Consider the following 12,159-nt stretch of genomic DNA (forward strand, 5'->3'; position numbering starts at 1 on the left):
GCGTGACGATGGTCGCGGCGCGACCGCGGTCGTGCTACTGCTCGTTTCGCGCGGCCTTCGCGGCGGCCTTGCGCGCCTTTTTTTCCGCGACCTTCGCCTCCCAGCGGGCCTGCTGAGCCTGGTACTCCTCAGCCAGGGCGCGCACCTCATCCGAAGCCCACCAGTCCAGGAGCGCCTCGCGAGCCGCATCCTCGCCGAGGGGGCCGCGCTCCATGCGCAGCTCCAGCAGGTAGTCGCGGGCGATCTTGACGGCACGGGACGGGCGCAGGCCCAAGATCTCCATGATCTGGTCGCCGTCGAGGTCGGGACGGATCGCGTCCAGCTCCTCCTGCTCGCGCAGGGCGGCGATCCGCGCCTCAAGATCGTCGTAGGCAGCCGACAGGTAGTTGGCCTTGCGGCGGTTACGGGTCGTGCAGTCGGCGCGCGTGAGGCGATGCAGCCGCTCCAGCAGGTCGCCCGCGTCTGCGACGTAGCGGCGCACCGCGGAGTCGGACCAGGCGGTCTCCCCGTAGCCGTGGAAGCGCAGGTGCAGGGCGACCAGCCTCGTGACGGCCTCGATCGTGGCCTTGTCGAAGTGGAGGGCCTTCATGCGCTTGCGCGTCATCTTCGCGCCGACGATCTCGTGGTGGTGGAAGGACACGGAACCATTCGGCTCGAAGCGGCGCGTTGCCGGTTTGCCCACGTCGTGCATGAGGGCCGCGAAGCGCAGGATGAAATCGGGGGCGGGGACGGGCCCGTCCGGGCTGGTCTCCAGGTCCATGGCCTGCTCGACGACGGTGAGGGTGTGCTCGTAGACGTCCTTGTGGCGCTTGTGCTCATCGACCGTGGACACCAGCGCCGTGACCTCGGGCAGGACGATGTCGGCGACGCCCGTGTGGACCATCAGCTCAATGCCGCGGCGCGGGTGGGGCGAGACGATGAGCCGTTCAAGTTCCGCGCGGATGCGTTCGGCGGAGACGATCTTGAGGCGCGAGGCCATGGTTTCCATGGCCTTCATGACGCCTTCGTCAACGTCGAGGCCCAGCTGCGCAGAGAAACGCGCGGCGCGCATGATGCGCAGCGGGTCATCGTCGAAGGACTGTTCGGCGGAGACGGGGGTGCGCAGGTTGCCTGCGGCCAGGTCGGCCAGGCCGCCGCAGGGGTCAACGAGCGCCATCTGCGGCAATCGCATCGCCATCGCATTGACCGTGAAGTCACGACGCGTCAGGTCGCCCTCAAGCGTGTCGCCGAAAGTGACCTCGGGCTTGCGCGAACCGATCTCGTATTCGTCGGTGCGGTAGGTCGTCACCTCGACGACCAGGTCCCCGCGGCGGCCGCCGATCGTGCCGAACTCCTTGCCGATGTCCCAGGTGGAGTTGCCCCACTTCGCCAGCAGCTCCTCGGTGCGCTCCGGGCGCGCGGAGGTCGCCATATCGAAGTCGTTTGGCGTCACTCCCAGGAACGCGTCGCGCACCGGTCCGCCGACGAGCGCCAGCTCCTCCCCTGCCCGGTCAAAAATCGTGCCGAGTTCCATAATTGCGGGCGGCAGCGCGGCGAATGTCCTCGTGGCGTTTGCCATGAGGGCGGGAATGTCCGTCGTTTCGCCGTTTTGTGCGCTCACGGGAACAACGCGGGGGGAGGCTGACTGAGTACTCATCGCCCCTAAGCATGCCAGGAAAGCGCCCTGGTCGACTACCGGGGGCCGCCCAACGGTTAAAGTGGAGTCATGCCTGCACGTTCAGTTAACCGCCGATCCGGGGTGCCCAGACCCCCGCGTCGGTCCGCTTCTGTGCGCGTGGGCCGCTCTCACCTGCCGATTTGTGCGGAAACCAGCGCGGGCGGCATCGTCGTTGATGTACGTGACGGAATTCCCTATGCCGCGTTGATCGCCAGGCGCAATCGGGCTGGCCGGGTCGAGTGGTGCCTGCCGAAGGGTCACCTGGAAGGGTCCGAAACCCCCCAGCAGGCCGCGCTGCGCGAGGTCGCGGAGGAAACCGGCATTCACGGCCGCATTATTCGTCACCTGGCCTCGATCGACTACTGGTTTTCGGGCAGCGACCGCCGTGTTCATAAGGTCGTGCACCACTACCTGATGGGCTACGAGTGCGGAACCATCAGCGTCGACGGGGACCCGGATCACGAGGCCGAGGAGGCAGCCTGGGTTCCCCTGCGGGACGTGTCCCGGCAGCTGGCCTACCCCAACGAGCGCCGCATCGTCCGCATCGCCCTGGACCTGCTGTATCGGGATGGCCGTGAATAGGCGCGCGGCTTGGGTGGCCGCCCTGTTAGCGGCGATTATGCTTCCCTTCGGTCTCGGATTCCACCAGACCGGGGCTGATCCGCTGCCCGCGCAAGAGCCGAAATCCGGTGATTCCCGGCCGGCGGTCATGGGAACAGCTCCAACCGAGTCGGGGCTGTCGGTCTCGATTAACTCCCTGTCCCCACGGATCATTACAAACGAGAGTGAAGTAGTCATATCCGGCACGGTACGAAACACTTCGCCGACGACGCTCGCGTCCGTGTCTCTCGAAACTTTCGTGGCCAACGAGACGCCCATCTCGGTCGCGGCGCTCACAAACGCGCTCACCGAGGACGAGCCGGATGCCACGCACGTCGCGTCGGCCTCGCTGTCCAACGTCGCCAGGGGCGCCACCGTTTCCTTCGAGATCCGCATCCCTACGTCGTCGCTGCCGCTGTCCGACGCGCACGAGTGGGGGCCGCGCGTTGCCACCGTCACTGCCTCTTCCGGCGAGTACTCCGGTAAGGATCGCTCGATCATCGTGTGGGACTCGGGCGCGCAGGTGTCCGCTTCCCGCGTGAGCACCGTGGTCCCCTGGACCTCGACGGGCGCCAAGCAGGACCAGGCCGAACGCTCCGCCGTCCTGAATCTGGCCGGCACGTCCGGCGTGACGCTGGCTGTCGATCCCCTGATGATCCCCCACGGTCCCCAGCCCACGGCATCGCCCAGCCCGTCCCCCTCCCCCGATGCGAAACAGTCGGGCCAGTCCGGGCAATCTGAGGGCCAGTCCGGGCAATCGGGCCCACCCACAGCCTCGCCCAGCCCGTCCTCCACCCCGACGCCCGCGCCCACGTCGACCGACCCCGCCCAGCGCTCCCGCGACTTGCAGGCCGAGGCCTTCGTGTCGTCCTTCATGTCCACCGCGACGGAGGTCATCGCACTCCCCGAGGGCGACGCCGACTTCGGCGCGATAGCCCTGTCGAGCAACTCCGACTTCTGGGACCGCGCATTGCGCTCCATTGACCGCTTCCCATCCACCTTGCGCGAAGCCGGTTGGGTGGCCCCAGTTCCCACGCCCAGCCCCTCACCGTCCAGTTCCGCCTCGCCCAGCGCGGCAGCGGGCACGACGACCAGCGGGGCCGGGCAGAGCGCCACCGTGACGAGCAAGCCCGATTCGGGTCCGACGGTCCTGCGCAACGTCGCATGGTCGGCTGACGCGACCTTCGGCACGTCCTTACTGACGAACTTCGCGTCCTTAGACCAGATCACGATTGCCCCGGCATCGGCCCTCGCCCCCGCAGACGAGGTTCCTTTCACGTCCTTCGCGCGCGTCAACGTCAACACCGAGACCGGGGAAACGACGACGGATGGCTCCGGGGCACACGCGCTCGCTCAGCAGGCCGACATCGCGGCGATCCTGTCCTGGAACGCCAGCGGCGGCGACCAGCTGGACGCCGAGCAGGCCCTCACCGCGATCACGGCGATCATCGCGCGCGAGCGGCCGTCCTCGTCGCGCACCCTCTTCGCCGCCGCCGGCCGCGGAACCGCCATCAACGAACCGCTCACCAGCCGCATGAACGCGCTCTTATCGCCTCGCTGGGTGAGCCCCGTGTCCTTCACCGACATCACTGCCAGCGAACCTACGGACGTCGAACGCCAGACGGTCGGAGGGGGAACTCTCGAGACCGACACGTCAACCGCCATCACGTCCATGGCCTCCTCCCTCACCCAGCTCGCGCCGCTCGCCAACGCAACGAACGACCCCGAGGCCGTCTACGCGTCCGTCACGCCCCAGATCCTGCCCTCCCTGTCCGCCCAGCTCTCGCCCAGTGGGCAACTGGATGCGGCAACGCGTTTCACATCCCAGGTCACGAAGCTCCTGTCCTCCGTGAGCGTCGAACCCTCCTCGGCCGTCAACCTCATCAACAAGTCCGCGAATTTCCCCGTCCTGGTGCGCAACAACCTCGCGTGGCCGATCCGAGTCGACGTCACCCTCGTGCCCGACGACCCGCGCCTGCGCGCGACCCCGGCGCTGTCCCAGGTGCTCGCGGCGAAAGCCGCCACCACCGTCGAGGTTCCCGTCGGGGCGATCGGCAGCGGCAACATCAAGGTCACCTACAAGGTCACCACCCCCGACCATGTCGTCCTCGACGACTCCCGGACCGTCACCGTGCGCATGCGAGCGGGGTGGGAAGACACGATCACCGCCGTCATCGCCTCCCTCTTCGGGCTCCTCTTCCTGGTCGGCATCACGCGCTCGCTGCGCAATCGGGCCTCCCGACGAGTACGGGCGAGGCAGGAAACGCCCGCCGCCAAGAACAAACCCACCGAATCAGAGACCGCCACCGACAAGGAGTCCCCATGAGCTCGCAATCGCCTCGCCGATCGATCCTGAGGGCGTCGGCGCTCATGGCATCGGGAACCATGGTGTCGCGCATCCTCGGCTTCGTGCGCAACGCAATGCTGATCGCCGCCGTCGGCGCGACCGCGGGCGGCGTGGGCGCGGCCTTCCAGACGGCCAACACGCTGCCCAACACCGTCTTTAACCTCCTGGCCTCGGGCATCTTCGACGCTGTGCTGGTCCCGCAGATCGTCGGCGCCATCAAACGCCGCAGCGACGGCGACACCTACGTCAACCGCCTGCTGACGCTGGCGGGAACGGTCCTGTTCCTGGTGACCTTCGTGACGATGGTGCTCGCACCCCTGCTGGTCATGATTACGGCGGCGGGATACACCGAAGACATCCGCAACCTGGCAATCCTCTTCGCCCTCCTGTGCTTGCCGCAGCTGTTCTTTTACGGGCTGTATAACCTGCTGGGCGAGCTGCTCAACGCACGCGAGATCTTTGGCCCCTACATGTGGGCTCCCGTGATCAATAACGTCGTGGGCATCGGCGGCCTCGGCGTTTTCCTGGCGATCTGGGGCGGTGCCCCCCTCGGCGGGATCCCCGCGGGCGACGTGACGAGCGCACAGTTCTGGGTCCTGGCGGGCTCGGCCACGCTGGGCGTCATCTGCCAGGCCGTGTGCCTCCTGTGGCCCATGAGGCGCGCAGGAATCTCCTTCAAACCGGACTTCCATTTCCGGGGCACCTCCTTTGGGTCGATGCCGCGCGTGGCGGGGTGGACCTTCGCGACGCTGGGCGTCTCCCAGGTCGGCGTCTTGTCCACGAACAACCTGGCGGCCATGGCGGACGGTTTTATCGGCCGCAACGGTGCCCAGAGCGGCGTCGTCGGCATCCTCGCCTACTCGACGGCCTTCATGATCTTCATGGTCCCCCAGTCCCTCATCACCGTGTCGCTGACGACCGCGATCTTTACCCGCATGGCCGGTGCCGTCGCCGACGGGGACGACCGGGCCGTGGCCGACAGCTACCACCTGGGCGTCCGCACGATCACGTCGCTGACCCTGATCGCCGCGGCGATCCTCATGGCCGGTGCCGTGCCCATGATGGAGATCGCGATGGCCGCAAAGGCCGGCGACCCGCAGGCCGTCACCGCCTATGCCCTGGTCCTCGCATCCCTCATGCCGGGCGTCGCCTCGACCGGCATGGTCCTCATGAGTCAGCGAGTCTTTTTCGCCTACGAAAACGTCAAGCCCGTGTTCCTCATGGGCATCGGCCCGACCGTCATCCAGGTCATCGTCGGCTGGTCTCTCTACGCCCTCACCGGGGAGCGCTGGTGGGTCGTCGCCGCCGCGCTGGGCGAAACCGCTTGCCGCCTCACGCAGGGCGTCATCGCGGTCGTGTGGGTGTCGCGCGAAAACCGCTTCGTCGACCGCGCGGGCCTGCTGCGCTCCTACGTCTCCTACCTGGCGGCCGCCGTGGCCTCGGGAATCGTCGGGTTTGGCGCCCTGTGGCTGATGGGGATTCACACGAACGTGGAATCGACCCTGGCCCGCATGCTGCTGGCCGGCGTCAAGCTCACCGTGATCTCGACCATCACCGCCCTGGTATACCTGCTGGTCCTGCGTTTCGCCGCCCCCCGCGAGTCCGCCACGATGATGCGGCCGCTGCTCACGCGCCTGCGCGTGCCTGCATCCGTTGTGAGCATCCTGGCGGCGTCTTCATCGCCGACCCTTGATCCAGCTGCGATAATGACGGAAAGCGCACCCGACGAGACGGAGGAACCAATGGCTCCCGCGCCCGAAGGAACCGGTAACGAAACGAACCTGCCGTCGTTCGACCAGGTGCGCCCAGCCCCGCCGGTCCCCGCACCCCCGTCATCCGGCGTTGAGGCGGCCGGCATCCCCCCGATCCCGGCGCCCGACGAGGCGGCCCTCGGCGCTGCCCCGGACGATGGCGGCTACGCCCAACAGATTCCCGAATCGCTGGCCGAATACGGCGTCGAAGCCGTGGATTCGACGGCAGATGCCGCTGGTGTTCCGCCGGTAGATGCAGCCCAGGTTCCGGCGACCGCGTTCCCGTTGGCACCCCCGTCAGCCGTGCGCGCCAGCGGCGGTTACGCGCGTACCGGCGAGGTCAAACCCGAGGACTACCCGCACCCGGCACCCTTGGAAAACGCTCCGTCGACCCACCAGATTCCCCGCGTGCGGGCGGTGGAACCCGCTCCCGTGCCCACGCCGCCCGTCGAGGATCCGACCGAGGTCATGGAAGCCATCCCCGCCGTTCCCGCGGAGCCGATCACGGCCGAGTCGGAGGCTGAGGCGAGCAGCCCCGAACGCTCCGGCAAACTGATTGACCCGACGCGTCCCGCGCTGACTTTCGGCGTCGTCTTGTTCCTCATCGGAGCCATCTGGGGTCCGTGGATGGCGACGCGCCCGGTCACCGATCTGGATCTGGGACAGTCGCTGCGCGCGGGTACGTCCACGCGGCAATCGGACGAGCCGGCGCCCAACCTGACGACAACGCCACCGCCGGAGGATTCCGTGACCCCCGTGATCTCCTCCGTGCAGGTCCTGTCGTGGAACAACGATGACGGCGATCACCCGGACCGCGCGATCAACATGATCGACTCGAACCCGTCAACGTCGTGGAGCTCGCGCTGGTTCGACACGAATCAGTTCCGCGATGAGACTGCGGTCACGATCGTCGTCAAGCTGCAGCAGAAGGCTACCGTGTCTTCGGTGACTCTCAACATGGACGCGGCCACGTCTGGTGGCAAGATCGTGGTGCGCAACGTCACGGACCCCGGCAACCCCCGAGGCGGAACAGAACTGGCCACCTCGACGTTGTCTCCGACGACGAAGATTCAGTTGCCCACGCCCGTCGAGACCGATTCGATTGCGCTGCAGTTCCGATCGATGCCGAAAAGTCAGGACGGACGTAACTGGGCCTGGATCTCCGAGCTTTCAGTTCAATAACCCTGAAGGAGGGTACGCATGTCTTTCGTGACGATTCCCGGCCTGGTGTCGGCCGAAACCACTGAGTCCACCCCCGATGCCGCCCAGGTGTCGATCCCGTCCACCGACGTTCCCGACGGGGCGACCGTCCACGATGTGATCATCGTCGGGTCGGGTCCCGCCGGCTACACGGCGGCCGTCTACACCGCGCGCGCGGGCCTTTCTCCGCTCGTCCTGGCGGGTCAGCTGGCGGCGGGCGGCGCTCTCATGAACACCACCGAGGTCGAGAACTTCCCGGGATTCCCCGAGGGCATTTTGGGTCCCGAGCTGATGGACAATATGCGTGCGCAGGCCGAAAAGTTCGGCGCTCACGTGCGTTACGAGGACGTTCTCGCCGTCAACCTGGAGGGCCCCGTCAAGGCGGTCGCGACCGAGGACCAGGTCTTTTACGCGCGCGCCGTCATCTTGGCTACCGGCTCGGAGTATCGCCACATGGACGTTCCGGGCGAACAGGAGTTCTCCGGACGCGGCGTGTCTTACTGCGCCACCTGCGACGGCTTTTTCTTCAAGGATCGCCGCCTGGCCGTCATCGGTGGCGGCGACTCCGCCATGGAGGAGGCCACGTTCCTGACGAACTTTGCTTCCGAGGTCGTCGTGGTACACCGTCGCGACGCACTGCGCGCATCCCGCACGATGGCCGAGCGCGCGCTGAACAACCCAAAGATCTCCTTCGAGTGGAACGCGACCGTCAGCGAGGTCCTGGGCGACCAGGCCGTCACCGGGTTGCGCCTGGCCTCCACCGTCGATGGATCGATCCGAGACATCGACGTGGACGGCGTATTCGTGGCGATCGGCCACCTGCCCCGCACGGGATTCCTGGGCGGCCAGGTCGCCCTGGACGCGGCCGGGTATATCACGGTCGAAGAGCCGTCGACTCGCACGTCGGTCGAGGGCGTGTTCGCGTGCGGTGACGCCGTGGATCGCACGTACCGTCAGGCCATCACGGCTGCCGGTTCCGGTTGCCGCGCGGCGCTGGACGCGGAGCGCTGGCTCGCGTCCCTGGGCGACCAGGCGTGAGCCGCTCCCCCACCGTTCCCGCGGGGAGTCTGGGCGCGAACGCCTCACGGCCTGGCACCTGCCCGTGCGGGTCCGGGCTGCGCCTGTCGCAGTGCTGCGGGCGCTATCTGGACGGCGACGCGACCCCCACAGCCGAGGCCCTCATGCGGTCGCGCTACACGGCCTATGCCCTGCGGGACGAGGACTACCTGTTTCGCACGTGGCATCCGCGCACTCGCCCTGCCCCGCCGTACTGGGTGGAGGGCACGCGGTGGACGGGATTGCGCATCCTCGGGGCCGAGGCCGGAGGGATCGACGACGAGGAGGGAACCGTCACGTTCGTGGCCTCCTGGAGGGACCAGCGTACGGGCGAAACCGGGAGCATGCGGGAGCGATCGCGGTTTAGCCGTCGCGCGGGCAGGTGGGTGTACGACTGCGGCGCAAACGACTGACACTACGGTAGGATTTTCCCTATGATTGTTCGTCGCCTTCTGTCGCCCCCTGTCATCGCCGGGGCCATCATTGTCCTGGCAGTCGCCGTCGTCGGCGGATTCATAAAGAATCCGCTGCCCGTCGACACCGCGGTATGGTCCGATTTCATCGCCTCTCGCACCCCCGCGATGAACTCGTTCATGGCGGGGGCATCCTGGCTGTTCGACCCAAAGCGCGCGGTCGCCCTGGCGTTCGCAGTGGCGGCGGCGGTGTGGTGGCTGATCAAGAAGGTCATGCACGCCCTGTACATCCTGTGCTCCGTCGCCCTATCCGGGGTCAATGGCTACCTCATTAAGCACATCGACGCGCGTCCCCGGCCTGACGAGGCCTTCCGTGTGATCACCGAGGACTCCTATTCCTTCCCCTCGGGACACGCGACCTCGGTGACGGCGCTGGTGATTTCGCTCGTTCTGGTCCTGACGATGACGCGCCTCGGCCGCCGCATCCGCCATCTGCTGTGGGTTGCGGCCCTGGTGTTCATCGCATTCATCTGCGTGACGCGCCTGTATCTGGGCGTGCACTGGGTGACGGACGTTCTCGGAGGCTTCGGCGTGGGCCTGGGTTCGTCGATGATTCTGTCCCCCTTCATGCTGGGATCCTCCGCGCTGAAAAAGGCCCGCTAGGGCCGCGGACATTGCTTACTGGGGCGCCCGGGGCTCTTTGCCCCGGGCGCCTGTGTATAGGCGATTACCGCCTCTGCCAGGCATCACCGAGAAGTGTCTATCGCGGTCAATGCCTGACAGACCTTCGATATCGGGTCAGATTTTGCATCACTGACCAGTTGTGTCAGACTTGCTCCACACGGTTTATCCACAACTGTGGACAACGTTGTGAACGAATAGTGGGGGAAACTCGGCAGTGTTCCCGGTCTTACACATGCGCTCAATGTGGGCACTGACCCCACGGGAATGACCGCCCGGTTGACGACGCCCGGTTTGGCACATCGGGCGATGGCCTCGGCGTTACCGCCCGGGATTGGGTTATCGGGCAGGATGTGCGGCTGGGGTTTGGTCCCAGGGGTTGCGGTGCAGTGGTTGCCTGGTTCCTTCGGGCGGGATTATGTGGTGAGTGTTGGGGGGCGCGTCCTATCGAGTCCGGGACGCCCGGGGCCGGCCTCATCCGGCAGGTCAGCGGGGTCCATAAATGTCACGCCCGTCAACCCGCTTACGCGCACCCCCGCGGGTTAAGACCGCGGGTTCAGCAACCACCTAACAGAAAAGCGGGTGCACAAAAGACCCGCAACCTGTCGGTTGCGGGTCGCGGGTGGAGCTAACGGGACTCGAACCCGTAACCCCCTGCTTGCAAAGCAGGTGCGCTACCAATTGCGCCATAGCCCCATCGGGGATTTCATTCCTCCACGGTGTCCGTTACGGACTTCCACAGGTTGGCGTTATCGGATAGATCGACCAGAATCTGTCGGACGACGACGCCAACGGCCACGGCAGATCCGACTACCACACAGCATGTGACCCACTTTTTCACGGTGATCCTCCGCTTTCACTCTCCTGCGGATGGTGGGCCTAGGTGGGCTCGAACCACCGACCTCAGTCTTATCAGGACTGCGCTCTAACCTACTGAGCTATAGGCCCAACCGGCGCCCTTTCGGACACTCGGATATAGTACACAGCACAGAGGCATCCAGCAAAACTGAGCGTTGGTGACGTCCAACACGACGATGTCGCGATGGCGCGGTGAGAGAAGGAAGCGTCGTGACCACAATCATCGACTACGTTCAAGGCGCGGTGGCGCCGCTTCGCGCCGACCTGACGCCTGCCGACGCCCTGGCGCTCTGCGCGCTGGTCAACGTGGATTTCCACGCGCTGCCAGGCCCCCGGTCTGCCCGAGGGTGCGCACTGCGCGAGGTTGCCCGGGCCTCGTCCATACGGGCCCTGTACCGCCACGCCATGGTCACGCACCGCGACCGCCCCCTCCTGGAGGCCGTCGGTGCCAGCCCGCGCTTTCGCGACCTGCTGGTGCGCCACGCGGTCACCCGCCTGGTTTCCCGCCCGCTCGCTCAGTTCGGTGCCGCGACCTTCGTCGACGGTTCCGGCGCCGCCTACGTGGTCTTCCGCGGGACGGACGCGAGCTCGGTCGGATTCGCGGAGGACGCGCGTTTCGGCCTGGACTTCCCGACGGATTCTCAGCGGTGGGCGGCGCGATACCTGAGATTTGCGGCCGAGCACGCCAGCGGACCGGTCTCGGTGTTGGGACACTCAAAGGGCGGTAACTTGGCGCTCTATGCTGCCGCTGCCGCCACCCCCGGCTCTCTTGAGCACGTGTACGCCTGTGACCCGGTGGGATTTCCCGCGCAGGTCGTCGACTCCGGATTGTTCTCGGGGATCGCGGCGTTAACGAGCGCCTACGTCACCGCGGGCTCCTGGGTCAGTCCGCTCCTGCCCCTGCCGGTGCCCACGACGGTCGTGGATTCCTCCTGGCCCGGTCCGCTCAGCCACAACCCCTATGCGTGGCTGACGCAGGGCCCGCAGCTGCGGCGCGACTCCCGTGACCGGTCGCGCTCGGGCGCGTTGCTCGCCCGGGTTCTCCACCTGGCGCTCAGGGTGCGTCCAACGCGCATCAACGAGCCACGCTGACGTCCCGCACAACCGGTGCGACCGGCGCGATTCCGGGCACAGCAAAAGGGGCCGGCTGCAAGCCGACCCCCAGGCGCGTTTCCTCATTCGTCCATGAGGGACACCTTGATGCCACCCACCAGTGAGGCGACGACGTTGTACAACATGGCTCCCAGCGTCGACAGGGCGGTCAGCAGCACGACATTGATGACCGCGACGATCGTCGCATAGGAGGTGACGCGCGGCAGGCGCGCGTAGTCCAGCAGCTCCACGTAGCGGCCGGCGCCCACGGTCTGTAAGAACTCCTCGAGCTGACTGAACACGTGCATGGCGTCCACCATGAGCCACAGGACGACCGTGGCGACGACCGTGGCGATGCCCAGGGCGACGGACAGCAGGAACGACACTTTCATGACGGTCCACGCGTCAATACGCGCGATCGCCAGGTCAACTCGACGGGGAGCGTCGCTGCGGGCACTCGAGACGTGGTCGCTCATGGGTTTCCTTCCAGGTCACACTTTCTAC

10 protein-coding genes and 2 tRNA genes are annotated in these 12,159 nt (G+C 66.7%); 7 read left to right on the forward strand and 5 right to left on the reverse strand.

Annotation, left to right across the window (positions count from 1 at the left end; translation table 11 throughout):
- Positions 1 to 34: 34 nt before the first annotated feature.
- Entirely contained in the window at positions 35 to 1,558 is a 1,524-nt protein-coding gene (locus BLT68_RS08675) for a CCA tRNA nucleotidyltransferase (protein ID WP_074633758.1), read from the reverse strand.
- A gap of 210 nt (positions 1,559 to 1,768) precedes the next feature.
- On the opposite strand from BLT68_RS08675, the gene BLT68_RS08680 reads away from it, so the two are divergent.
- Genes BLT68_RS08680 through BLT68_RS08705 form a run of 6 tightly spaced genes read left to right on the forward strand, consistent with a single transcriptional unit; the run spans position 1,769 to position 9,687 of the window.
- Positions 1,769 to 2,239 carry an NUDIX hydrolase gene (locus BLT68_RS08680; RefSeq protein WP_050695867.1) on the forward strand — a complete coding sequence of 157 codons (471 nt, stop codon included), beginning with the start codon at positions 1,769 to 1,771 and terminating at the stop codon, positions 2,237 to 2,239.
- Positions 2,240 to 2,276: 37 nt separating this feature from the next.
- Positions 2,277 to 4,583 (forward strand): DUF6049 family protein, encoded by a 2,307-nt coding sequence (locus tag BLT68_RS08685; protein ID WP_242649307.1) that lies wholly within the window; start codon positions 2,277 to 2,279, stop codon positions 4,581 to 4,583.
- Positions 4,580 to 7,537, forward strand: coding sequence for a murein biosynthesis integral membrane protein MurJ (gene murJ, locus BLT68_RS08690; RefSeq protein ID WP_074633711.1), 2,958 nt, complete (start codon positions 4,580 to 4,582; stop codon positions 7,535 to 7,537). The genes BLT68_RS08685 and murJ overlap by 4 nt, the downstream gene beginning before the upstream one ends.
- Before the next feature lie 18 nt (positions 7,538 to 7,555).
- The gene (gene trxB, locus BLT68_RS08695; protein WP_074633712.1) at positions 7,556 to 8,593 is read left to right on the forward strand and encodes a thioredoxin-disulfide reductase; all 1,038 of its coding nucleotides are present in this window, start codon (positions 7,556 to 7,558) and stop codon (positions 8,591 to 8,593) included.
- Entirely contained in the window at positions 8,590 to 9,024 is a 435-nt protein-coding gene (locus tag BLT68_RS08700) for a YchJ family protein (RefSeq protein ID WP_050695494.1), read from the forward strand. Before trxB ends, BLT68_RS08700 begins: the two co-directional genes overlap by 4 nt.
- Before the next feature lie 21 nt (positions 9,025 to 9,045).
- On the forward strand, positions 9,046 to 9,687 hold the full coding sequence (locus tag BLT68_RS08705; RefSeq protein ID WP_050695495.1) for a phosphatase PAP2 family protein: 642 nt from the start codon (positions 9,046 to 9,048) through the stop codon (positions 9,685 to 9,687).
- Between the two features lie 641 nt (positions 9,688 to 10,328).
- Here BLT68_RS08705 and BLT68_RS08710 read toward each other — a convergent pair.
- From BLT68_RS08710 to BLT68_RS08715, 3 genes are all read right to left on the reverse strand, one after another.
- Positions 10,329 to 10,401, reverse strand: a tRNA-Ala gene (locus BLT68_RS08710).
- Between the two features lie 10 nt (positions 10,402 to 10,411).
- Complete coding sequence (locus BLT68_RS09460) at positions 10,412 to 10,546, reverse strand: DLW-39 family protein (protein WP_216745995.1); 135 nt, start codon at positions 10,544 to 10,546, stop codon at positions 10,412 to 10,414.
- Between the two features lie 30 nt (positions 10,547 to 10,576).
- A tRNA-Ile gene (locus BLT68_RS08715) sits at positions 10,577 to 10,653 on the reverse strand.
- Between the two features lie 120 nt (positions 10,654 to 10,773).
- On the opposite strand from BLT68_RS08715, the gene BLT68_RS08720 reads away from it, so the two are divergent.
- Positions 10,774 to 11,655, forward strand: coding sequence for an Mbeg1-like protein (locus BLT68_RS08720; protein ID WP_074633714.1), 882 nt, complete (start codon positions 10,774 to 10,776; stop codon positions 11,653 to 11,655).
- A gap of 83 nt (positions 11,656 to 11,738) precedes the next feature.
- Here BLT68_RS08720 and BLT68_RS08725 read toward each other — a convergent pair whose 3' ends face one another.
- On the reverse strand, positions 11,739 to 12,131 hold the full coding sequence (locus BLT68_RS08725) for a DUF3566 domain-containing protein (protein ID WP_050695497.1): 393 nt from the start codon (positions 12,129 to 12,131) through the stop codon (positions 11,739 to 11,741).
- Between the last annotated feature and the right edge of the window lie 28 nt (positions 12,132 to 12,159).

Origin of the sequence: Schaalia meyeri (genome assembly GCF_900105015.1) — a bacterium.
GTDB lineage: Bacteria > Actinomycetota > Actinomycetes > Actinomycetales > Actinomycetaceae > Pauljensenia > Pauljensenia meyeri.